Genomic DNA, 24,590 nt, shown 5'->3' on the forward strand with positions numbered 1-24,590 from the left:
TTTGAGTATGTTTATACATCCATTAGTCTAAACAGCTTTATACTCCGTTATTCGCTCTGCTTCAAAAAAAGCACATCAATCAGGAAGCACATCTATCCACTTACTTAGCAACAAACTTTCCTCTTCGTTTTAATAATATATACTCCAATGTTCCTGTCCCGACAAATATCCCGCACAGGATGAAAACAAATCCAATGATATGAAATAATGTCAGGCTTTCATTTAAGAACAGTACAGAACCAACTATTGCAAAAAGAGTATTCAGATTCATAAACAGCGTTGTTTCCGCAGGACCTACCTGCTTAATCGCCAAATTATAAATAATATGACCAAAGGCCGTACACAACAGGGAACTAAAGAGAAAAACCAGCCCCAGCTTCCATGAGAACAGCTGGGTTAAATCGGAAACTTGATTATCAAAAAGCTGACTCGTCAGAAAGATAAAACCCGATCCGATGAAAAGCATAAAACCTGTACTCAATATCGAATCGAAATCATCATGGTATTTTCCTATTAAAATAAAGCTGAAGGCCTGCACTAAAACAGCAAAAAAGACAATCACATCACCTATTGCTATACTGTGAAAACCTCCACCTGAACTCGTCGTCAGAAAAATACCAGCAAACCCTAAAACAAATCCAAATAAACGCAATTTCGGAACACGCTGTTTTAATAATAAAATCGCTAATAAAACAGTCAATAATGGTCCCGTCCCTAAAATCAAGCTGCTGTTTACACCAGAGGTATATTTTAACCCGACACTCAGCAGCGTATGATGGAGGACAACATTAAATATCCCGACATAAAGGATAACCTTCCATTCTTTTTTATTCGGCCATCGAAAATGACCCATAAATAAACAAATTAAAAGCACCGCAGCCCCCGCAACAAAAATACGGAGCGCTGTTACTAAAATCGGATCAATATCAGTAACCAAAACCTTAATAGCGGAAAGGTTGAATCCCCAAAACAGCATTACAATAAATAAGAGGATATGTATTTTTTTCAATTCAACACCTGATTTCTATTTAATATACAGAAAATTTTAAAATAAATATGTCTTCTATTAAACTATCATATTGGGTGGGGAATTTCAAAAGGGGGTTTTTTTGGTTTTTCTGCTTTCAGTATAATTTTCCCTTTAACAGACTAATTTATAGTTCATTAACATCCAATCAAATTTCATCCTGACTGTTTTAATAAATTTACGTTTTTGATAGTTTAAAGGAGAAACATACAACGAAAAGACTGATATAATTCATAATACACTTTGACAACCATTTATAAATCCATACTTAAATTATATGATAAAATCAGATTGCAATCTATTTCTGAAAGTCATTATCGTATATAGCAAGGTGCTTGAGAAAATATGCCATTATTTAGACATAAAATTTCAATTTAAATAAAGGAACAATACTTGAACACAGGGCAAGAATTATTTAAGAAACAACAAAATGTAGAAGACACACCGTACATTATATCAGCATAAAAAACTAAGGCATTCCCAAAGTTTTTGGTGAACCCCTTAGTTTTGCTTTTATAAATTGGTTTACTTATTCGTCAATGGAAATAACTTCTGAAACCATTACCTGCAAATCATAAGTTCAAAATTTGCCAGTTCAAAATACTTTTGAGCCAGACTTATTTCCTTCAAAGACACTTATACGTATTAACTACATTTTCTATAGTGTATCCATACCTTTCAATAACCTCGTTACCAGGAGCTGAGGCCCCAAATGAATCAATACTCATTACAATCCCGCTATCTCCAACATATTCTCTCCATCCAAGTTTAGAGCCCATCTCAATAGAAACACGTTTTCTTATACCTCTTGGAAGAACACTCTCTTTATAGGCTTCCGATTGTATTTCAAAGCGATCCCAGCTTGGCATACTTACCACATTAACAAATATATCTTGCTTTTCTAATTCTTTTTGGGCTTCAATAGCTAGGTTGACTTCTGAACCGGCAGCAATTAAAATTCCTTCTGGTTCTTGTACCGATTTAGAAACCACATAAGCACCTTTTCTCACGCCATCTTTAGCAAGTTCTGCGGAATTCTTCAGTGTAGGTAAACCTTGTCTGCCAAGAACAAGCATCGTTGGTTGAGAAGTATTTTCTACTGCAAGTTTCCAAGCTTCTTTCGTTTCATTTGCATCTGCCGGGCGGATAACGGACAATCCTGGCATTGCGCGGAAAGATGCTAAATGCTCGATTGGTTGATGTGTTGGACCATCCTGTCCTACCGCAACAGAATCATGTGTGAACACATAAGTGACTGGGAGCTCCATTAATGATGCTAAACGGATAGCCGGACGTAAATAATCAGAAAATACAAAGAAAGTACTAATAAATGGGCGCAAGTGATGAAGTGCTAAACCATTAGCAATCGCTCCCATTGCAAACTCACGAACTCCAAAACGCAAGTTCCTTCCTTGATATTGACCTCTTTTAAAATCTCCCTCATTTGTTAAACGTGTTTTCGTAGAGGAGTCTAAGTCTGCAGATCCACCTATTAATTCAGGTAGCTTTTCTGCTAATTTATTCAATGTACTACCTGATGCAACACGTGTTGCAAGTGTATCTTCTGAGGAATACGTAGGAAGATCTATATCCCAATCATCAGCTAACTCTCCTTTTACAATGCGGTTTAACTGTTCTCCAAGTTCAGGATAATCCGTTTTATAGATTTCAAACATTTTATGCCATTTCTCTTCAGCGGTCTTTCCATTTTCTTTAATTGTTGCAAAATCCTCATATACTTCTTTTGGTACATGGAACGGTTCATATTCCCATCCGTATACTTCTTTCGTACGTTCAATTTCCTCTTTACCTAATGGGTCACTATGTGCATGATGTGTTCCTTGTAAGTTCGGAGAGCCATATCCAATTGTCGTTTTTATTTCAATAACAGTTGGACGTTCCTTATCTTGTTTCGCCTCTTCAATTGCTTTTGTAATTGCTTCTACATCATTACCGTCTTCAACATTTAGATACTGCCAACAAGCTGCTTCAAAACGTTTTTGAATATGGTCGCTAAACGAAATATCTAAATCGCCATCTAAACTGATATCATTAGAATCGTAGAGAACAATAAGTTTATCTAATTGAAGGTGTCCTGCAAGGGAAATAGCTTCATAGGAAACACCTTCCATTAAATCGCCATCACCACAAATCGTATACGTATAATGGTCTATCATTTTATAGTCAGGCTTGTTATATATTTCAGCTAAATGCTTTTCTGCAATTGCCATTCCAACACTTACTGGAATACCTTGACCCAGTGGACCTGTGGTTGCCTCTACTCCAGGAGTAATTCCATATTCCGGGTGACCAGGTGTTTTACTTCCCCACTGCCTGGTCTGCTTTAAATCTTCGATAGTAATAGGATACCCAGATAGATGTAATAAATTATAGAGAAGATTAGACCCATGCCCAGCAGAAAGCACAAATCGATCGCGATTAAACCAGCTTGGGCTTTCCGGGTTAATACTTAAATGTTTTTTCCATAATGCATATGCCATTGGTGCCGCTCCCATTGGCATTCCTGCATGCCCATGCTGAGCTTTCTCTACACTGTCAATTGTTAATGTTCGAATGGTATTGATGGATAGTTCAGAAATGGTATAATCTTTCGTTGTCATTAAAAATCTACCTCCAATATAAGATTAACTCTCTTTTATGATGTGATAGAACAAGTGCATATATTTTCCAACTATATGTACTTGTTCTACAACGTACTTTTGGCTTAACCTACTTTCGTTTCTTCTGATCGATTACTATTTTTCTTTTTTCCTGGAATAATCATCAGAAGAATAATTACTGCCAAGCTAACCGTAATTGCAATCGGCCCTGCATAGTTTGCCAGACTTCCAAAGAAGATACCTGATACGCCAAAATCTGCATCAGAGAAAGTTGTATTTGCAAAACCTAAATCTCCAAGTACCGGCATTAAGAATACTGGCAAGAAGGAAATAATAATCCCGTTTACAAATGAACCTGCTACCGATCCTTTAAACCCGCCAGTAGCATTACCAAACACTCCAGCTGCTGCTCCAGTAAAAAAGTGAGGAACTACACCAGGAAGGATAATTACTCCTCCTAAGAAAATCATGATTACCATACTTGCAATACCGCCTATGAAACTTGCAAAAAAACCAATTAACACGGCATTAGGTGCATAAGTGAAAATAATCGGTACATCCAATGCAGGTTTTGCATTTGGAACAAGCTTTGTAGAGATACCTTTAAATGCTGGTACAATTTCTGCTAGAACTAGACGTACTCCTGAAAGAATAACGTAAACCCCTGCAGCAAATGTACCTGCTTGAATTAATGAAAATACAAGAAAGTTTGTGCCCCCGCTTAATTCTGCTTCAATAAATGTTGGTCCAGCAAAAAATGCAACAATCAAGTACATTACTACCATCGTTAAAGCAATACTTACTGTACTATCGCGTAAAAAACCTAAACCTTTCGGAAATTTAATATTTTCTGTAGAATTTTCTTTACTTCCTTTAAATAGTTTTCCAACTAATCCGCTCGCAGCATATCCAACAGCACTGAAATGACCTAACGCAACATTATCGTTTCCCGTTAATTGACGCATGAAAGGCTGTAAAATTGCTGGGGATAATGTCATTACTATCCCTAAAGCTACCGATCCTGCTGCAATTAACCCGAATGTGTCGAAACCGGCAACTGCCATAATAACTGCCAGCATACAAGCTAAATAAAGCGTGTGATGTCCGGTTAAGAAGATATATTTATACCTGGTGAAACGGGCAATTAATATATTAACGATCATCCCAAAAAACATAATCAGGGCTGTTGTTGTTCCATACTCGGTTAACGCCAAAGCTACAACAGCTTCATTATTTGGTACTACTCCAGACACATTAAAAGCTTCTTCAAACATGGCACCAAACGGCGTTAATGACCCGGATAGAATACCAGCACCAGCTGCAATGACGAGGAAACCAACAAAGGTTTTTGTCGTTCCTTTTACAGTATCCGCAAGACCTTTCTTCTGAGCAATTAATCCAATTAAAGCAATTAAAGCTACGAGTATTGCCGGTTCACTTAAAATATCAATCATTGTACTCATATGGAAAACCTCCTTTTTCAGTTAAGCAGTTTTTATAGATAACCTTTTTCACGCACCACTTTCTCTACTTTTTCACGCAGCTCATCCATATCAATAATACTTTCTAAAACCACAACCTCACCTAAATGACCTCCGCCATCAGCAATATCCTTAGCAAGGAAAAAGACATCCGCATCTCCAGGCGTTGCAGAACTCAAATCTGAATGAGCAACCTCTATACCTTCTACACCTAATTCTTGTAGAATCTGATTAATATTCATTTCTACCATAAAACTTGTACCTAATCCTGACCCACACACTGTTAAAAATTTCATAATACCTTCTCTCCTTCTTGGATAATAGATATAATTTCATCTATAGATTTTGTTTCTTTTAAACGGGTAATTAAAGTTTTATTCCCTAATATTTTGGTTAACTGGGCCAAAGCTTTTAAGTGCGCTTCATTGTCCACTGCAGCTAAGCAAATGAATACATCAATTTGATGATCCTCTTTACCTAATAATGCAATGGGCTGTTTTAACTTCAGCAGCGACATCCCCAATTTATTCACACCATTTTCAGGTCTTGCATGTGGAATACCTACACCCTTGCCAACATGGATGTAAGTTCCTAATTCTTTCACATTTTTTATCATCGCCTCTACATATGATTCTTGAATAATATGCTGATCAAGTAATGGAATAGAAGCTTTACGAATTGCTTCTTCCCAGTCAAGTTTCTCTTCAGTAAATTGAATCATATCTTCGGTTAGTAATTCGGATAACATCGGTTTATACACCTCTTTCTGATTACTTGTTGCGTAAAATAATTGAACGAGATTTCCGTACAGTTTTTCTTCATTGGTGACTGTTGCATTTTTTTTGATAACACTCATAATCTCATCAATCATCAAATGCTTTGATTGACTCGATAAATTAGGAAAATGTCTATAAACCGATTGTAGTAAATGTTTTTTCTCCACCAGGGTCATCAAAGGCTTCACTACAAATGTCGGCTTTGGAGATTCTACCGGTATGGTTGAAAATACTAAATCATAGTTTTGTACAGATATATCTGTAAATTGATCCCCATTAAACACCTCAGAGAAATAAATTTCAGGAAACAATTCTTTCAGCTGAGAAGCCAGCATCATGGATGAACTGATTCCATTTGCACAGACAATTAATCCGGTAATTCGCCCAATCTCCATTGTATTTTGGCGATCAATAATACTGCCAAAATGCATGGTGAAGAATCCAATTTCATCATCACTTATTTCTTTTTTTGTCCAACTTGCTAATGGCGACAAGGAGCGTTTTACAAATTGGAATAGCTCAGCATACTCTGATTGAATCGTCGTTGACAACGGATTATGAAAAGGAATTTCAAATAAAATTCGGAAATATGCAGGCACTAAATGATTAAACAAACTCTCTTTTAAAAGCTGTTTATTCTTCACAGGAAGGAGCGTATTTTTTTCAAATTCTTCAATAATCTTCTCAGATAATGTTAAAAGTCCTGGGTTGTCAACTCGTTGAATATGTTCGATTGCTGTTAATAATAAAATCGTTATCAGATATATTTCGTTTTCAGAGCTGTCTTCTCCATACAGCTGTTTGAAAAGAGAACTTACCAAACAAAATAATGATTGATTTTCTAACAGCTTCTTCTCATTCTCTGAAAAGAATAGGACTCCTTTTTCACCTGCTTGAAAAAATGTAAAATAATAAATCAATTCAATTTTTCTTGTTTTTACTAATTGCACCCCGTGTTCTGCAAGCCATTTTTGCATGACATCATTTGTCCGGTTTAAAAAATTTTCCTGATCCCATGCTCTAAGAATATAAATGATAAATTCTTCTCCCATAGATTGGCTTAATAATTGATGGATGCATGAAATGACGCTTCTCCGCTTCTCCATCTCATTTCCTTCAATACAATATCCTTCATTTCGGCTGTACCTGAAGGTCAGTCCTTTTTCCTGACAATGCTTTTTCAACCTGCGTACATCACTTAATGCGGTATTTTTACTTACTTTAAACAGAGATTGCAAGTGAAAATTAGATACAGGCTCTTTTCGGATATAAACATAGAGATAAATCATGTAAAATCGGTTATCCTCTGAAAAATTATATTGTCCTATGCTCCTATCAGAATGTAATTTTTCTCTTAAAATCTCTCTGGCTTCTTTCGAGATTTGAAAGCGTTGGTGGCTAATTTTTAACTTCGGAATGTTGAAATCTTCCAAAATTCCATTTACCTTCTCAAAATCATACATCAACTGTCGATCAGATAATTTTAACTGTTGCATCAACTCCAGCTTTGTAATCTGTTCATGGTTCATTAATTCTTCAACTAGTCGAATCGAGCGCTGATCTAACATGTTACTATCACCTCTCAATATAATTATAAAACGCTTACAACATTGTCACAACAACGTTTAGGCACAACTTATGATGAATATATTGACATAGATTGTGCTTTCCTTTTCTGGAATTGATTCTAATTCTAAGGTACTCTCAGCACTTTCAACGTCTAAATATAATGTTGATTCCGTTAGCCTTGAAATGGTCTGTTATCAATTTCAATAAAAATGAAATAAAGATAACCAAAACTTTATATAATGAAGATAATAGTATAAGAAAGTATGTTTTGATCTCCCCAAAAACAGACGGTTCTATTCGAACATTTGAAATCAGGAAAGAAATCATGAATTTATTGCGTAGTCATAAAAAAGACAACTAAAAACTCAATCCGTATTTAAAGATAGATTAGAGGAGTTTCATGATGCAAATTTTGTTTTTACTATGTTGACGGTTATCCATTTATACAAAAAATGTTAACACTCGAATGACGCGACTTTTAGCTTATACAAATATTAAAAGTACGCAACACAATATATATTCCGCCACTCTCATGTAAGTATGTTAACAGAGCAAGGGGGTGACTTAGCAACTATCATGGAAAAAGTAGGGTATGATGATATGCCAACTACAATAAGAATTTATACACATGTCACAAAGAAAATAAAAAAAGACGCTTCCGCAAAAGTGAAAACTTTATACGAAAACGTCCTTCAAGATATTATTTTAAAATAAAATGTTACCTTTTTGTGATATTTTTAGAGTTTCATCAACACTATAAAGCTCCAAAACCCTTCTATATCAATATTCAAGGCGGGATAATTACATCATCCCAGGCATACCGCCCATGCCGCCCATATCAGGCATTCCGCCGCCTTCATTTTCATCCGGCTTATCTGCTACGACAGCTTCTGTAGTTAAGAACATTGCTGCAACAGATGCTGCGTTTTGAAGCGCGTAACGAGTTACTTTCGTTGGGTCTACGATTCCAGCCTCAACCATGTTTACCCATTCGTCTGTTGCTGCATTGTAGCCGATGCCTACTTTTTCGCCTTTTAGACGCTCTACAATGATAGAACCTTCCAGTCCAGCATTATGAACGATTTGACGAACCGGCTCTTCTAGTGCACGAAGTACGATACTCGCACCAGTTGCTTCGTCGCCTTCTAAGCTAAGTTCGCTTACTTTTCCGTGGATGTTCACAAGGGCAGTACCGCCACCAGGAACCATTCCTTCTTCTACACCTGCACGCGTAGAGTTCAGTGCATCCTCAATGCGAAGTTTACGTTCTTTCAATTCTGTTTCTGTAGCTGCACCAACTTTAACGACAGCAACACCGCCAGCTAATTTTGCCAGGCGCTCTTGTAATTTTTCTTTATCGAAATCAGAAGTTGTTTCTTCTGCTTGTGCACGGATTTGTGCCACACGGCTGGAGATTGTTTCTGGGTCTCCTGAGCCTTCTACGATTGTTGTATCATCTTTGGTTACGACAACTTTAGAAGCACGTCCTAATTGCTCAATGCTTGTTGATTTAAGATCCAGTCCAAGGTCTTCTGTAATTACTTCTGCACCAGTCAGTACAGCGATATCCTCAAGCATTGCTTTACGGCGGTCACCGAATCCTGGAGCTTTCACAGCTACCGCGTTGAATGTACCGCGTAATTTGTTTACTACTAAGGTAGCAAGTGCTTCGCCTTCAACATCTTCTGCAATCATAAGAAGCGGTTTGCCTTGTTGAACAACTTGTTCTAACACTGGCAGTACTTCCTGGATATTTCCAATTTTCTTATCTGTAATCAAGATATATGGATCTTCTAGTACAGCTTCCATTTTATCTTGGTCAGTAACCATATAAGGAGAAGAGTATCCGCGATCGAATTGCATCCCTTCTACTACTTCAAGCTCTGTGTTGAAGCCTTTTGATTCTTCAATGGTGATAACACCGTCATTGCCTACACGTTCCATTGCTTCTGCAATCAATTGACCTACTTCGCCGTCGCCTGAAGAAACAGCTGCAATTTGGGAAATTGCTTCTTTGCTTTCGATTGGCTGAGAAATGCCTTTTAATTCTTGCACTGCCAGCTCAACTGCTTTTTCGATACCGCGGCGGATTCCAACTGGATTTGCACCGGAAGTTACGTTTTTAAGTCCTTCACGAATCATTGCTTGAGCAAGTACAGTTGCTGTAGTTGTACCGTCACCTGCAACGTCATTTGTTTTAGATGCTACTTCGGATACAAGCTGCGCACCCATGTTTTCAAATGCATCTTCTAATTCGATTTCTTTTGCAATGGTTACGCCATCATTTGTAATTAATGGAGAACCGAATTTTTTATCTAAAACCACGTTGCGGCCTTTTGGTCCTAAGGTTACTTTTACTGCATCTGCTAAGGTGTCCACACCACGCAGCATTGCGCGTCGTGCGTCTTCACTAAATTTAATGTCTTTAGCCATGTTAATCTTCCTCCTTCAAATTGATTCACGGTTTCATTAAAGATTCATCGTATATTTTTGATTAGCCTACAATCGCTAAAATATCATTCTCACGAAGAATTAAGTATTCTGTACCTTCATATTTCACTTCGGTACCAGCAAATTTAGAGAAAATAATGCGGTCTCCTTCAGAAACTTCCAGTGCCACTTTTTTCCCATCTTCCACACGTCCAGATCCTACTGCAACTACTTCACCTTCTTGCGGTTTTTCCTTTGCAGAGTCTGGAAGTACGATTCCGCTTGCTGTTGTTTCTTCTTGTTCAACAAGTTTGATAACAACACGATCTCCTAATGGTTTAATCATGTAGAATTGCCTCCTTAATCCCAAATCATTTTATTTTTTATTAGCACTCTATACACTTGAGTGCTAACTCCAATTATTATAATAATTAATTCTTGGAAAAAATGCAAGCACGATGATGATGAATTTTTAGAAAAACTTAGATTCGCTTGCTTTTCAGTGAATCCTCAGTTTTTTTATACTGCTCCATCGTGTTAGAAAAACTTGTATTCGTTTACTTTTTGAAGATAACTTCTACTTTTCACTTTCTGCTTTCTTATTTTAACCCTTGTTTATTTTCTTTTTCAATGTTTCATGCATGATTTGATGTACTTTTGATTATAATTTTCAGTAACAGTTGTGTTAGAATATATCCTATGGCGATAATAGTTGAAGGAGCGTTTTTATGACTCGAAGATATACATATGTCATTCTCACATATATCATTATGCAATTTTCTGTTTTACTTATGGCCCCGCTGATTACATCCATATTTGGTGTAAACCTTGCGCTTGCCAGTATTTATTGGTCTGTCTTTAGTTTCACTCTTGGCCTTGTTATTGTTCTCTGGCTCTTAAAGCCTGATATGCAGGTCCGGGCTCATCCAGATGCTGTCGGGATCGGCGGTATTATTGTCTGGTCTGTTCTGGGAATTATTATGGCCCTTCTTTCACAAGGGCTGGCTGCCACCATTGAAATGGAGCTATTTGGAATCGATCCCGGTTCAGAGAATACCCAAGGCATTATGAACATGGCACGGGCTGTGCCAATTTTTATTGTTCTTCCGGCAATTTTGGCGCCTATTTTAGAAGAAATCATTTTCCGGAAAATTATATTTGGTTCGCTGTATAAAAAAATGAACTTTTTCTTTGCGGCTTTAATTTCTTCTCTTATTTTTGCCGTGATTCATACAGATTTTCTGCATATACTAGTATATGCTGCGATGGGCTTTGTTTTTGCATTCCTTTATGTACAAACAAAACGAATTCTTGTACCTATCATCGTACATGCCGGGATGAACACCCTTGTCGTGCTGGCTCAGCTTTCCTTAGATCCAGAAGAAATTCAAAAACGGCTTGACCAATTACAACTCATATTCTTTGGAGGTTAACATGCATCAGCCTTATTTAATAAAAGCCATTCTTTATGTTTTATTCGGTGTTTTATTTATTTATGTCGGGGTTCTCAGCAAGGGAGAATCCGTCTGGGATACAGTTCCCCTTATATTCGCCGGATTTGCAGCTTTAACCTTCTATGCCGGCTTCCGGATGCTGCGATTCTATTTTAAAGTAAAGAATAAAAAATAAAAAACTAGCTCTTAGGCAGGAAGCTTCTTAAATTTAGAAGTTCTGTAAAGAGCTAGTTTTTTGCAATTAGAAAGCAGAAGATTGGTTAAGAAAACATTATGGAGCTTCTGTGCATATCCTACTCCTCTTCTAAGGAATAATGCTTCAAAAAGTATACAAGTGATTGCAATTCTACTGTTAAATCAATGTGATGGACACGAATATAGTTTGGAACGGTAATACGTGCCGGCGTGAAATTAAGAATACCTTTAATACCGAGCTCCACAAGGCGGTTCGCAGCGGCATCTGCTTCTTCTGCAGGTATTGTTAAAATAGCAACTTCAATTCCGCTTATTTTATCCTCTAATTCATTCACATGATACACGGGAACACCGCCAACTTCCGTGCCTACCTTGGAATCATCCGTATCAAACGCCATCGTGATACGAATATTATTGTTCTTTAAAAAGTTATAATGCAAAAATGCAGTTCCCAGGTTTCCAACACCAATTAAAGCAACATTTGTTATCTCATGCTGGTCCAGTGTACTTTTAAAGAACCCTAATAGATACTCCACATTATATCCGTATCCTTTTTTCCCAAGTGCACCAAAATAGGAGAAGTCTCTGCGGATCGTTGCAGAATCTACTTTAACAGCCTCACTTAACTCTTTGGAAGATACACGCATCTTCCCTTGCTGATATAAATTATTTAAAAATCGGTAATATAAAGGCAAACGCTTTGCTGTTGCCTGCGGGATTTTATTTTGTTCCATTTGAAACGGCCTCTCTTCAATTACTAATGTATAGGAAAACTTACATGTTAAATTATTTCATTTTTTGTACATGGATACTGCCATAATTTTACACGTTCGCTTTCATTATGTTGTAAATAACGCATTTATTCAATAGTACACACTCTATTATATAATTTTAACAGAAATACAGCCAACATAGCGAACTTTATTATAATTTTATTGTAGCTTCTATTTGGATACGTTACACTGATAGAAGGTATTACTTTCCTTTTACAGGATGGTTCAAGAAGACAGGATAAGCAATAACATGCTCGTCACCTTATTTTCATGTGCTTTTTGAACAGCTTTTTTTACGAGTCAGAAAGGATGGCAACGATGATTTTAATGCAACTAAATGGAATCTCTAAATCCTTTGGAGCAGAAGAGATTCTAGCTAATATAAAAATGGAAATAAAAGATAATGAACGGATTGCAATAGTCGGCCGCAATGGAGCCGGAAAGTCAACACTTCTCAAAATCATGGCAGGAGAAATGCCTTATGACGGCGGTGAGATCTTCCAGCCGAAAGACCTGACATTCGGCTATCTCTCACAGCATATGACGTTAGAGTCCGGAAAAACCATCTGGCAAGAGATGCTGGATGTATTTTCGCCTCTGCTTGCCATGGAGAAAAAATTACGTGAACTGGAAGCACAGATGGCAGACGCCTCCAATATGGAAGCATCTGATTATCAACAGCTGCTCGAAAGATATGATACGCTTCAAAATGAATATCAATCAAATGGCGGATATACGTATCAAGCGGAAATAAAATCTGTGCTCACCGGGTTGTCCTTTGGTGATTATGATTACGATACATTAATTACCGATTTAAGCGGCGGACAGAAAACAAGACTTGCCCTCGGTAAGCTTCTACTGCAAAAACCGCAGCTGCTTATTCTCGATGAACCGACGAACCACTTAGATATTGACACACTTACATGGCTCGAAGGCTATTTAGTAAGCTATCCAGGTGCTATCATTATTGTTTCCCATGACCGCTACTTTTTAGACAAAACTGTATCAATTGTTTATGAAATTTCCAGACATCATTCTAAAAAGTTCCACGGAACATACAGTAACTACTTAGCTCAAAAAGCGCTTGATTATGAGCAGGAGAAAAAAGAATTTGAAAAACAGCAGACAGAAATTAAACGGATGGAAGATTTTATTCAGCGTAACTTAGCACGCGCTTCTACGACGAAACGTGCCCAGAGCAGACGGAAAAAGCTTGAAAAAATAGATCGTCTTGATCACCCAGCCGGTGATGAATCCTCCGCATCAATTTCCTTCCAAGTGAACCGGCAGAGCGGAAATGATGTATTAAAAATAAAAGATTTAACCTTTCAATATCCTGATACGGATCAGCCGATTTTCAAAAACATCACGCTGCATGCTAACCGGGGCGACCGTATCGCATTGGTAGGCCCAAACGGTGTCGGCAAAACCACCTTATTAAAAAATATTGTCGGCAAGTATCTGGCAAATCAAGGTGAGATCCAGCTCGGGACCAATGTTCAAATCGGCTACTACGATCAGGAGCAGGCAAACCTTCACTCAAATAAAACTGTTCTGCAGGAGCTGTGGGATGATTATCCATTGATTAATGAGAAAGACATTCGTACAATCCTCGGGAATTTTCTATTCTCTGGCGAGGATGTCTTAAAACCTGTGTCCGCCTTAAGCGGCGGTGAGAAATCAAGGCTTGCTCTGGCAAAATTAAAAATGCAAAAAGCAAATTTGCTTATTCTTGATGAGCCGACCAACCATTTGGATATCGACAGCAAAGAAGTATTAGAAAGTGCTTTAATTGATTTTCCAGGAACTATTCTTTTTGTTTCTCATGACCGTTATTTTATTAACCGGATTGCCGATCAAGTTGCAGAAATGCAGGCAAGCAGTGTAAAAATATATCTTGGTGACTATGATTATTATTTAGAGAAAAAAGCAGAGGAAGAGGAACGAAGGCTGTTACAGCTGCAAAATCAGCAGAAGGTAACAGAAGAACCGGCAGCTTCAGCAAAAAAACGCAGCTTTCAGGAAGAAAAACAGCGTCAGCGGGAGGAACGCAAACGCAAGCGCCGTATTGAAGAGCTGGAAACAAGCATTGAACAGCAGGAAGAAACCATTGCAGCCATTGAACTGGAGATGACCAAGCCAGACGTCTTTGATGACCATAAAAAGACAATGGAACTAACCAATAAATTATCGGCTTTAAAAGAAGAGTTGGATCAGTTCATGGAGGAATGGGCAGAATTAGAAGAGAATTAAGCAATTGATATAATTTTCAGATTGTTGTATACTGAAAACAGGCAGAACCAATGCCTGTTTTTTTACTTAAATCAACATAGTAAACTATTCAATTCGATAAACGGAGGTTGTTATCCCGTGGCGATACCCATCGTTACTTTTTTAGTTTTTATTCTTGCCAGTTTGATGTACTATGCTATCAAAGAAACAATGCTGTCTCAATCAACCGCAGCAGAAGTACGTTCCCATTCCTTTCTTCGTTTCCTTCGTTTTGCCGTGATATTTATCGGCCTTTTCAGCAGTGTATGGCTTACTGCGGCTGTCACTCTTCCGCTTGGTCAGGCTTTCTTTCACTCGGTTTTACCTTTTTCACAAAATCTAAATGAGTTTATGATTCTTTTTGGCTCCAGTCTGCTTTTATTTGGCTTGTGGGTCAGCTTAGGACATCTTTTGCCTAAATGGCTGGCAAATCATCATTCTCAGTTTATTGCACAAGGATTATCTCGGCTGATCCCCCATACCTTTACGAATAAAATGAGTGAGGAAGCAACATGGTCAGATAATCATCAGGAAGCTCAAAATATTATCGAATTCAGCGGCAAGGATGTAGGTGAAATTGCAACGCATCGTACGGATTTAACCGTTCTGCAAATAGATGCAACCATGGAAGAAGTATTTGCTGCTGTGCAAGAAACCGAATTTACAAGAATACCAGTTTATGATGAAGATATTGACGAAATCGCTGGGATATTACATGTAAAAGATTTCTTTCGAAGTATGAAATCAGGTGGATCTCCTGCTTTCTTTACTCTTCATCATATTATTCGCCCTGCTGTATACATCAGAATGAATCAAGAAATGGATGAAGTTTTTAAGGATATGAGGGAAAGAGATTACAGCATCGCCATTGTTCTCGATGAATTTGGAGGAACATTTGGGTTAATTACTTTGGAAGATATTATCAGAGACATAACGAAAGACTTGTTAGGAGAACAGAAGTCAATGGCAACAGAGTCAAAGGACATCCTGCCGCTTTCCGGTAATCGTTATCTGATTAACGGGTCGGTCAGCCTGTTTATATTAGAGGGAACACTTGGAATCACTTTTCCAATCGATACACCGCATCAGACGTTGGACAGCTTTTTATCGGAATTAATGAAACAGCAGCCTGACAATCCAAACACGATACACTATAAGCATTTATTATTTACTGTACATTCTGCAAAGGACAATCCTATTGAATCTGTGGTTGTTACAGTATATGATGAGGATTTGATGGGACAGCAATTTACCGGCTGATTTTATATAAAATAGAAAGAAGTGCTTGGATATGGTATTCCAAGCACTTCTTTCTATTTTAATTACATGTTCAAATTTTGTTCCTGATGCGATCCTTTTATTTAAATAAATAGTCATTCTGTATCGTTTCTTCCACAGCAACGCGATAAACGACCGCCATACCCAGCATGGTCGACATCACCGAACTTCCTCCGTAGCTTATCAGAAGCAAAGGAATCCCGGTAACTGGCATGATTCCTACTGTCATGCCAATGTTTTGAAAGACGTGAACAAGCATCATGCTCAAAAACCCAAAACAGAAATAAGCGCCAAATGGCGAGTGCTTATAAATATTTAAGCCGAGCGTTACCAGTTTATATAAAAGCATAAAATAAAGCAGAACAACAAAAGCGCTGCCGACAAAACCAAAACTTTCTCCAATAACAGAGAAGATAAAATCAGTCTGGGCTTCCGGATAATTTACTTCCACGCTTCCTATTCCCTTACCAAATAATTGCCCTGACCCGAGCGCCATATGTGAGCGTTCAAAGTGATAATTAGCATCTGGTGACTGCTGTGACGGGTCAAACCATGTCATTACACGATCAATTTGATAGGGCGCTACTCCAATTGTCTCTTCCGCAAATTCCGGAAATTCAATGATAACGAATAAAGCACTGGCTATAACAGCAACTCCTACAATAATTAGAGAAAAGATGATTCTCCAATTAATCCCGGATAAAATAATCAGCATGCCGGCAATAAATAAATATACCATGGCCGTACCGAAATCCGGCTGCAGCATAATTAAAAATACCGGAATAGCTGTATACAGTAATAGCTTACCAAGAAGCTGTATATCAGTCTTTAACGTACTTACTTCAAATTTTTCTTTATGTCTGCTGATGACTGCCGATAAAAATAATATAGTTGATATCTTAACGAACTCTGCCGGCTGCAGCGTCAATCCTGGTATAAAGGTATACCAGCTTTTCGCACCGTTTATTTCTCTCGCAATAAAGTCTGGACTGATAGGGATAAGCGCCAGCAGCACAACCCCGCCTATATAAATGTAGAGGCTTGTTTTATATAACTGCTCTAAGTCTAAAAACTGAATAGCAGCAATCATACCGACTCCAATTGCGTAAAAGAGCATTTGCCGTATCAGAAAGTTTGTACTATATTGTTCCAGCTGCTGTGCATTGTACACGGCCAGAAAGCTTATTATTGCGAAAGCAATCAATAATAAGATTAAATCGGTTTGAAAATAATAATTTTGTTTTTTATTCATCGGATTCCCACCAAATTTCTCCTGTCGCTACCCTTGATTTTCATGAGCCAACCTCACAAGATAAGCTGTTATCATTAATGATAAATTCAACATAATCCATTATGTTACATAAAAATCAATCTGCATTCTTGCAAATCACAAGCTTTCATTATTTACTATTTCTATTCTAACATTAAAGAAGGATTTGCGTTTAAATCAAGTGCTTTAAATTTTTCTTTTTCATACAAAATCGTTCCGGCCGCCGCAATCATAGCGGCGTTATCTGTACATAATTGAATCGGTGGAATGTACAATTCCGTATCTGTATGATTAAAACGATTTTTCAAGCTTTGCCGCAAGCCTTTATTCGCTGCAACACCGCCCGCAACAATGACCTGTTTCACCTTATACTCCTGTGCTGCCCGGTATGTTTTTTCAGTCAATACGTCAATTACACTTTGTTGAAAGCTCGCAGCAACATCTGCGGGATTCAGGGTTTCCCTGCGCTGTTCAGCGTTATGGAGCGTATTGATAACTGCTGACTTTAAGCCGCTGAAGCTAAAGTCATAGCTTCCTTCTTCCAGCCACGCACGCGGGAAATCAATCGTATCCTTCCCTTCTGCACTTAAACGGTCAATTTGCGGCCCTCCCGGGTAAGGAAGCTTCAGCATTCTTGCTACTTTATCATAGGCTTCTCCAGCCGCATCATCTCTTGTTTCACCAATTAATTCATAATCATAATGATCTTTCATAATAACCAGCTCTGTATGCCCTCCAGAAACAATCAGGGCCAATAACGGAAAAGCAAATTCATTTTCTAAACGGTTTGCATAAATATGCCCGGCAATATGATGAACACCAATAAGCGGTTTATTTTTTGCAAAGGCAAGAGCTTTCGCAGCATTGACCCCGACAAGAAGGGCGCCTACTAAGCCCGGGCCTTCTGTGACTGCAATTGCATCGATATCCTCCCAGGTTACGTCCGCCTGATTCACTGCTTCCTCTAAAACCATCGTCATTTGTTCGACATGATGTCTGGAAGCTATTTCAGGAACCACACCGCCGAATCGCTTATGGCTTTCAATTTGTGAGGCAACCACATTTGAAAGTATTTCACGTCCGTTCTTTACAATCGATGCAGCCGTCTCATCACAGCTTGTTTCTATACCTAATATCATTGTATCTTTTTTCATTTTAAATTCACCCACATTACAATAGCATCTTCAAAATTATCCGTGTAATAATGCTTTCTAATCCCGCCAGGTACAAGCCCGAATTTTTTGTATAGAGATTGTGCAACGGTATTTGAAACACGAACCTCCAAGGAGAGACGCTCCACCCCGTTACCGGTCATAAATGTCGTAACATATCCAAACAGCTTTTCCCCGATTTTGCGCCCGCGCATATCGGGATGAACAGCAAAATTTGTAATCTGCCCATCTTCAAATACAACCCATGAACCAATATAGCCGACAATTCTGTCCCTTAGGCAGGCTACAAAATAATAAGCATGATCATTTTCACATAGCTCTTTATGAAAAATCTCTGCATCCCACGGTCCTGTAAAAGCAGCTTCTTCCACTTCCATTACTCCCGGAACATCCTCCAGATTCATCTGACGAATAACAAGCTCACTCATGAATCTGCTTGTTCCTTCTGCTGTTTTTGCCAATTTGCTTCTGCCTCTGCCAAACGAAGATAGTTCGGAACGAGCGCATGCACAGAATCAGCTTCTCTTTCTCTTCCCAGCAAAGCCAAGTGGGCTGCTCTCGGGAGCTGGAATGATGAATCAGCAATCACAGCCTTATCCTGTAAATGCTCTTTAATAACTTCTTTAAATGCCTCGATATCCTGGCTTAAGAACAAAACGTTTTCTCCCGTTTCTTTCAGTTTTGCCAGCCATTCTGTCATTAAAATATTTTCTTCTTCCATTACCGTTTCAAGCTCTCCATTTTTCCATCGATACGCCCCTGTATAAACTAAACCGCGTCTGGCATCAAAAAACGGACAAATGATTCCATCAAATAAAATCCCCTGGTAAGCGAATGCTTCCAAGCTCGATACACCGATAACCGGTATGTTTAACGCCCAGGCCATTGTTTTGGCTGTAGCCAGACCAATTCGAACACCTGTAAAAGAACCGGGGCCTTTCGCAACGACAATACGGTCTAATTCAGATGGAGTGATATGTACATCCTGCATCAGCTTTTCCACCGCCGGCATTAAACGTACGGAATGGTTCTTAGCAATATTCGTAGTGATTTCACCGATTAATTGTTTATCTTCTAATAATGCCACACTTAAAACCTGATTGGAAGTATCCATCGCAAGTATTTTCATAAAAAAACTCCTAACTTAATGCTTTGACAACTTGTTCAAAATGCTCCCCGAAAGGAGTAAGTGTTATTTTACGCTGATCCGCATCTTCTGTATAATGCAGTTTGATATCCAGCCGTTCCCTTGGAAGAAAATCTTCAATAAAGCTTGCCCATTCAATCACAGTGACACCATCTCCAAAGAAATAGTCATCAAAGCCGATATCCTCCATCGAATTTTCCAAACGATACACATCCATATGATAAAGCGGCAAACGCCCACGGTATTCCTTTACAATTGTAAAAGTCGGACTGCTGATATTCCGCTTGATATCTAATCCCTGTGCCAGACCTTTTGTAAACGTCGTTTTCCCGACACCTAATTGACCTTCAAGCGTCAAAACATCGTTCGGCTGTAATTTTTCAGCCAGCCGGCAGGCAAAATCCTGTGTATCTTTTTCTGTTTTTAATAGCCTCTGCATCAACGCATTCACCTACTTTAAATGTGTATATCCACTTTTCATTAATTTTTTCGTCTCTCCATGCGTCTGAATGAGAACACATGGCTCTTCTGCTTCACGGACATAGCCAATCTGCTGGATAGGCGTATCTGTCTGGACAGCAATTTCCTGTACTCGCGGCCAATGCACCTCTGACACAGTCCCCAGGAGCTCAAAGTCTTCTCCTCCTGACAGCTTCCAGTCATACTGCTGCTCTTTGGAAAACTGTTGAAAACTGTTAGAAACAGGAATTTTTTCTTCTATAATTGTAAGCTCCACATTGGAAGCCTCTGCTATTTCATTTGCTTCACTTGAGATACCATCACTGATGTCATTTAAAGCCACACGGTCTATCTCACATAATCCTGATGCCAATGCCACTCTCGGATTCGGCAGGCGATGACGTTCTATATAGTAGTCTTTATCTTTACATTCCTGTCCTTGCAGCAATATCTCTAATCCTGCTCTGGAATCTCCTAAGGTTCCAGTCGCAAAAACAATATCATTTGGCTCTGCATGGCTTCTGTATCTTGCTTTATTCTCTGGCACGTAACCCATTGCTGTAATCGAGATCATCAACCGTTCACTCGATACCGTATCTCCGCCAATCAAGTCCATTTGATACATCGATGCCAATTCATGCATTCCTTGATAAATCTCCTCTAACGCTGATTGTTTCCATTTTTTTGGGACACACATCGACACCAAATAAAAGGCGGGCTCTGCTCCCATAGCTGCTAAATCACTAATATTGGCAGCCAGTATACGATACCCAATATGAAAGGGAGCCATTGTTTCTAAGGAAAAATGGATATCTTCCACAAACGTATCTACTGTGGTGACAATATCAGATGTGCTGCGGAAAACAGCAGCATCGTCCCCGATTCCTTTAATCAATGCAGGTTGATTATATGTATTGGGTTTAATGGCTTTAATAAATGAAAATTCATCCATGCTATCACCAATTCCTTTATTTTCTACTATTTATCATAGCAAATCAACGGCAAAAAATAAAAATTTATGTCATGCAAATCAATATAAATTATTCCGACGGCCTGTTTTTCTTATTTTCACACACCTAAGCATGCTTGCTTCATTTATTGCATTAAAAAAACACATGTTTCTCATCGGAAACCATGTGTCGCTGATTACTATTATTTTTAAAAATCATGGCGGTCCGGACGGGACTCGAACCCGCGACCTCCTGCGTGACAGGCAGGCATTCTAACCAACTGAACTACCGGACCTAAGTATGTATTCTCTCTTATCCAGTACTTCGATGGTGAATCTGGATCTTATTTGGTTGCGGGGGCAGGATTTGAACCTGCGACCTTTGGGTTATGAGCCCAACGAGCTGCCAGACTGCTCCACCCCGCGATGTGAATAATCAATTTTTTTCAATGCCTTATTTAAGGACAAGATTTATTATATCTCTTTTTAGAGAATAATGCAATACCTTTTTAAAACTTTTTCATTTTTATTTGCTTATCTATAAGTTTATCCAGTAGAAGCGTTATTTATAACTGTTTTGGAGAATGATGAAAGATTGTTTACAAGCAGTTATATGTTTTCTTTAAAACAGTTATTATCATTTAAAACAGCATCTGATACAATTTGTTAATAAGTGACATTTATCTTATATACATTTCTAGCTTCAAAAATTATTAAATAAGAAATAAGGAGAATATTGAATTGACTTTTTTAACCCTTTTTATCCTGATTTTGCTAATCATACTTCCACTTATTGCATATGTTTTTTTCTCAGTCTATAAAGAAAAAAAGCTTAGATTACTTTCTTATTACTTAATGGAAGCTATTACTATTTTATTGCTCACAACGATTGGTCATATGTATTATTATTACGTTTATAATTTGAATGTTTTACCAAATACTAAAAATTTAAATACGATGATTTTTATCCTATTAGGCGTAACGATCATCCTCTATATTTTTAACAGTATCTCCAGCAGATTAAAAAAAACAAAAAAAGTATCTATTCAAGCGGTCGCTGTTTTCTTTCTCATCATATTACTCTTTCTCACTTGGATAATTCCTTTAGGACATAAATATTTATATGTGAACAGGCTGGATACAAAAGAGGAATTATTTGCAAACCCAAATGAAAAAAGTGTAGTGACAGATGAAGATAAGAATATGATGGTAGCACTCATTGACTCATCATACGATCCATTAACGCGGCCGCGTACCGGCAGAACATATGATAATTATTTTCACATAAGAAATAACGGAAGCACTCCATATAACGGAAATATTTACTTAACACTGTTTAATGAAGATAATGAGACTACCGATGTAAAATTGTTTAAAGATGTAACCGTTGGTTCAAATTCTGAACAGCTCCTTATCGAAACAAGAAAAAATTCGTTTCAGGCCAGTGAGTGGAACGAGCAGTCTTTTACTACAAAGCAAAAGGTTGAAACCTTTGAGGCGTTGATATCAGGCAAATAAATCGTTTATCTGATAATGCCTGAAAGATGAATAGACATTAATAAAACGCTTATTTCATCTATTAGATTAGACAAAATAAGCGTTTTTCAGAGCATGTTATCAACTTGACTTCAGTATGGAAAAGAAATTGATATTTTTTATATTCCTTTATCAGTCTCTTTTACTAATGCACATATTTTTTTATAATCAGTGTCTGTACAATCATAAACATTCCGCCGACAGCCCAATACAAAGGCAAAGCCGCAGGTGCATTTAAAGAGACCACTCCAATCATAATCGGGGATATAAAGCTCATAACAGCCATTTGCTTTCGCTGCGTTTCATCCATACCAATCAGACTCACTCTTGCTTGAAGATAGTATATGAGTACAGCAAAAACAACAAATAAAATATCTGTTTCTCCTAAACTAAACCATAGAAATGAGTGCTCAGCTATTTCCGGAGTCCGCATAATAGCATAATAAAACCCCAGAAGAATAGGCATCTGAATGATTAGCGGCAAACACCCCACAGCCATCTTTACCGGATTAAAATCATGCTTTTTATAAACTTCACTAAGCTCTCTCTGCATGCTTAGCTGATCTTCTGTACTGCTCTTTCCTTTATATTTCTTTTGAATCTCATCCATCTCAGGCTTCATAACTGCCATTTTCTTTTGCGAGTCTTTACTATTCTTTGACTGGCGAATAAAGAACGGCATTAACACAAATCGGATAATAATTGTAATCAATACAATAGCAATTCCATAGTTACCCTGAAATAAAGAAGCAATCTTTTTTATTAGCAGAGAAAAGGTATATACAAAATAATGATCAAAGAACCCTGTTGATGAACTGTCAATAGGTGTGTTATTACCTCCACACCCTGCAAGTACAAAGACTAACAATATTACTAAAAAGAAAAACCTGTATTTTTTAAAGGCTGTGAGTAAGCCATGTTTTCCCATAATTCTCCTCCTCTTATTTTAAACTCATTTTTAAAATAAGAGGATACATTGTCCATTTTATCATCTTTTTGGTCGACTCTTTTAAATGTGATGATGAGCCAAATCAGAAAGGGTTCATTAATAATTAAGGTCTTTCTCATTTGATTCATATTAATTTTAATATTTTGGTGTTTACTGCCAAAAGAGTATTCATAGATAACCGGAGTATTATGATGCAGATTAACAAAATACATAATTCCCATCGTCATCAAAATAACACCAAAATACATATAAAAGATGGAAGAATCTATGAAAGCATTATTAAACAATTCCAATAACATACTTACTCACCTCCTTCACATATTAATGTTTAAGCTGATTATAATTATATCAAAAAAACAAACGATTTCCTATCTGCATCTGCTTTCAGAACTAGAGAGTTTATTATTGGTTTCTTTTTTGTATTGCTTCAGTCAATAGAGTAAAATAATAAAAAGAATACTGGACTACACTGATACAAAAGGAGTTGACGGGCTATGACAGGATATATTGCATTGTTACGAGGTATTAATGTAGGCGGAAAAAATAAGATTAAGATGGCGGAATTGCGAGAATCCCTTACAGCAATAGGTTTAAAAAACGTTCGAACATATATACAGAGTGGAAATATCTTATTTCAATCCAATAAGCAGGAAAAAATTATTAAAGAGGAAATAGAATATAAAATAATGCAAGATTATCAACTTTCCATTCCTGTGATTTTGAGAACCTCCGAAGAATGGGAACAAATAATGAAAGCTTGCCCCTTCTCTGCAGAAGAGATTACAAAAGCTGAAGCAGATTCTACAGGAGAGAGTCTCTATGTAGCATTTTTTCCAAGCAATCCGTCTAAAGCTAATTTAGTAAGTTTACGGAAATTCCAAAATGAAAAAGAAAAATATCATATTCAAAACAAAGAAATCTATCTTCTATTTTATGATAGTATCCATAACTCTAAACTGGCAAATCAACTTCAGAAACTAGATACCCAATCTACAACTCGTAATTGGAAAACAGTTAATAAATTAGCAACAATGTCCAAAATAACGGAATAAAAAAGGCTAAGGTAAAAGCATTTAAACTTGATAAACTTCGAAATATTGATTATACGAGTAATTGCAACACTTTTAGCCAGTCAGACAAGCTCATATATATACTGAGCTTGTCTTTAGTGTATTAATTAATGTTTACTTATGCAAAAAAGAGCTAAGCATGATGCTTAACTCTTTTTCAATA

The 24,590-nt window shown here is 37.5% G+C and carries 22 protein-coding genes and 2 tRNA genes; 6 read left to right on the plus strand and 18 right to left on the minus strand.

Features of this window, described 5'->3' with window-relative positions:
• Positions 1-100: 100 nt before the first annotated feature.
• The 7 genes from ACZSMY_RS10325 to groES all read right to left on the minus strand — a co-directional run bounded on the left by ACZSMY_RS10325 (position 101) and on the right by groES (position 10,250).
• Positions 101-1,009 carry a DMT family transporter gene (locus ACZSMY_RS10325; RefSeq protein WP_042532546.1) on the minus strand — a complete coding sequence of 303 codons (909 nt, stop codon included), beginning with the start codon at positions 1,007-1,009 and terminating at the stop codon, positions 101-103.
• Positions 1,010-1,653: 644 nt separating this feature from the next.
• The gene (gene tkt / locus ACZSMY_RS10330; RefSeq protein WP_042532544.1) at positions 1,654-3,648 is read right to left on the minus strand and encodes a transketolase; all 1,995 of its coding nucleotides are present in this window, start codon (positions 3,646-3,648) and stop codon (positions 1,654-1,656) included.
• Between the two features lie 104 nt (positions 3,649-3,752).
• Complete coding sequence (locus tag ACZSMY_RS10335) at positions 3,753-5,111, minus strand: PTS ascorbate transporter subunit IIC (RefSeq protein WP_042532542.1); 1,359 nt, start codon at positions 5,109-5,111, stop codon at positions 3,753-3,755.
• A gap of 32 nt (positions 5,112-5,143) precedes the next feature.
• Entirely contained in the window at positions 5,144-5,425 is a 282-nt protein-coding gene (locus tag ACZSMY_RS10340; RefSeq protein WP_042532541.1) for a PTS sugar transporter subunit IIB, read from the minus strand.
• Complete coding sequence (locus ACZSMY_RS10345; RefSeq protein WP_042532539.1) at positions 5,422-7,473, minus strand: BglG family transcription antiterminator; 2,052 nt, start codon at positions 7,471-7,473, stop codon at positions 5,422-5,424. The genes ACZSMY_RS10340 and ACZSMY_RS10345 overlap by 4 nt, the downstream gene beginning before the upstream one ends.
• 802 nt (positions 7,474-8,275) lie before the next feature.
• Positions 8,276-9,907, minus strand: coding sequence for a chaperonin GroEL (gene groL / locus ACZSMY_RS10350; protein WP_042532537.1), 1,632 nt, complete (start codon positions 9,905-9,907; stop codon positions 8,276-8,278).
• A gap of 61 nt (positions 9,908-9,968) precedes the next feature.
• A complete protein-coding gene (gene groES / locus ACZSMY_RS10355) occupies positions 9,969-10,250 on the minus strand; it encodes a co-chaperone GroES (RefSeq protein WP_042532535.1) in 282 nt (93 codons plus the stop codon).
• A gap of 382 nt (positions 10,251-10,632) precedes the next feature.
• Between groES and ACZSMY_RS10360 the strand changes: the two genes are divergently transcribed.
• Positions 10,633-11,337, plus strand: coding sequence for a CPBP family intramembrane glutamic endopeptidase (locus ACZSMY_RS10360; protein WP_042532533.1), 705 nt, complete (start codon positions 10,633-10,635; stop codon positions 11,335-11,337).
• 1 nt (position 11,338) lies between these two features.
• Complete coding sequence (locus ACZSMY_RS10365; protein ID WP_042532532.1) at positions 11,339-11,533, plus strand: DUF4305 domain-containing protein; 195 nt, start codon at positions 11,339-11,341, stop codon at positions 11,531-11,533.
• A gap of 118 nt (positions 11,534-11,651) precedes the next feature.
• Here ACZSMY_RS10365 and ACZSMY_RS10370 read toward each other — a convergent pair whose 3' ends face one another.
• Positions 11,652-12,287 carry a redox-sensing transcriptional repressor Rex gene (locus ACZSMY_RS10370; protein WP_042532530.1) on the minus strand — a complete coding sequence of 212 codons (636 nt, stop codon included), beginning with the start codon at positions 12,285-12,287 and terminating at the stop codon, positions 11,652-11,654.
• A 357-nt stretch (positions 12,288-12,644) separates the two neighbouring features.
• Between ACZSMY_RS10370 and ACZSMY_RS10375 the strand changes: the two genes are divergently transcribed.
• Positions 12,645-14,579, plus strand: coding sequence for an ABC-F family ATP-binding cassette domain-containing protein (locus ACZSMY_RS10375; RefSeq protein WP_042532528.1), 1,935 nt, complete (start codon positions 12,645-12,647; stop codon positions 14,577-14,579).
• Between the two features lie 117 nt (positions 14,580-14,696).
• The gene (locus tag ACZSMY_RS10380; RefSeq protein ID WP_465147758.1) at positions 14,697-15,857 is read left to right on the plus strand and encodes a CBS domain-containing protein; all 1,161 of its coding nucleotides are present in this window, start codon (positions 14,697-14,699) and stop codon (positions 15,855-15,857) included.
• Positions 15,858-15,954: 97 nt separating this feature from the next.
• Here the strand turns inward: ACZSMY_RS10380 and ACZSMY_RS10385 are convergent, their stop codons facing one another.
• The 8 genes from ACZSMY_RS10385 to ACZSMY_RS10420 all read right to left on the minus strand — a co-directional run bounded on the left by ACZSMY_RS10385 (position 15,955) and on the right by ACZSMY_RS10420 (position 21,298).
• Positions 15,955-17,127, minus strand: a complete 1,173-nt coding sequence (locus ACZSMY_RS10385) for an FtsW/RodA/SpoVE family cell cycle protein (protein ID WP_042532526.1) — start codon at positions 17,125-17,127, stop codon at positions 15,955-15,957.
• Positions 17,128-17,288: 161 nt separating this feature from the next.
• Positions 17,289-18,299 (minus strand): tRNA (adenosine(37)-N6)-threonylcarbamoyltransferase complex transferase subunit TsaD, encoded by a 1,011-nt coding sequence (gene tsaD, locus ACZSMY_RS10390; RefSeq protein WP_465147759.1) that lies wholly within the window; start codon positions 18,297-18,299, stop codon positions 17,289-17,291.
• Positions 18,296-18,778 (minus strand): ribosomal protein S18-alanine N-acetyltransferase, encoded by a 483-nt coding sequence (gene rimI, locus ACZSMY_RS10395; protein ID WP_306432763.1) that lies wholly within the window; start codon positions 18,776-18,778, stop codon positions 18,296-18,298. Before rimI ends, tsaD begins: the two co-directional genes overlap by 4 nt.
• A complete protein-coding gene (gene tsaB / locus ACZSMY_RS10400; protein ID WP_042532520.1) occupies positions 18,742-19,446 on the minus strand; it encodes a tRNA (adenosine(37)-N6)-threonylcarbamoyltransferase complex dimerization subunit type 1 TsaB in 705 nt (234 codons plus the stop codon). Before tsaB ends, rimI begins: the two co-directional genes overlap by 37 nt.
• A gap of 10 nt (positions 19,447-19,456) precedes the next feature.
• Complete coding sequence (gene tsaE, locus ACZSMY_RS10405) at positions 19,457-19,903, minus strand: tRNA (adenosine(37)-N6)-threonylcarbamoyltransferase complex ATPase subunit type 1 TsaE (protein WP_465147760.1); 447 nt, start codon at positions 19,901-19,903, stop codon at positions 19,457-19,459.
• 12 nt (positions 19,904-19,915) lie between these two features.
• A complete protein-coding gene (gene thiL / locus ACZSMY_RS10410) occupies positions 19,916-20,875 on the minus strand; it encodes a thiamine-phosphate kinase (protein WP_465147761.1) in 960 nt (319 codons plus the stop codon).
• 216 nt (positions 20,876-21,091) lie between these two features.
• Positions 21,092-21,168, minus strand: a tRNA-Asp gene (locus ACZSMY_RS10415).
• A gap of 53 nt (positions 21,169-21,221) precedes the next feature.
• A tRNA-Met gene (locus ACZSMY_RS10420) sits at positions 21,222-21,298 on the minus strand.
• Between the two features lie 315 nt (positions 21,299-21,613).
• On the opposite strand from ACZSMY_RS10420, the gene ACZSMY_RS10425 reads away from it, so the two are divergent.
• Positions 21,614-22,390: a hypothetical protein gene (locus ACZSMY_RS10425; protein WP_465147762.1), complete on the plus strand. Its 777-nt coding sequence runs from the start codon at positions 21,614-21,616 to the stop codon at positions 22,388-22,390.
• A 163-nt stretch (positions 22,391-22,553) separates the two neighbouring features.
• On the opposite strand, the gene yidC is transcribed toward ACZSMY_RS10425, so the two are convergent.
• Both yidC and ACZSMY_RS10435 read right to left on the minus strand, forming a co-directional pair.
• Positions 22,554-23,336, minus strand: a complete 783-nt coding sequence (yidC, locus tag ACZSMY_RS10430) for a membrane protein insertase YidC (protein WP_042532513.1) — start codon at positions 23,334-23,336, stop codon at positions 22,554-22,556.
• A complete protein-coding gene (locus ACZSMY_RS10435; protein WP_042532511.1) occupies positions 23,282-23,656 on the minus strand; it encodes a hypothetical protein in 375 nt (124 codons plus the stop codon). The genes yidC and ACZSMY_RS10435 overlap by 55 nt, the downstream gene beginning before the upstream one ends.
• A gap of 195 nt (positions 23,657-23,851) precedes the next feature.
• Here ACZSMY_RS10435 and ACZSMY_RS10440 point away from each other — a divergent pair, with 195 nt between their 5' ends.
• Positions 23,852-24,409 (plus strand): DUF1697 domain-containing protein, encoded by a 558-nt coding sequence (locus ACZSMY_RS10440; protein WP_368901714.1) that lies wholly within the window; start codon positions 23,852-23,854, stop codon positions 24,407-24,409.
• Positions 24,410-24,590 lie beyond the last annotated feature (181 nt).

The sequence above is a fragment of the Oceanobacillus sp. B139/18 genome, from assembly GCF_055524595.1.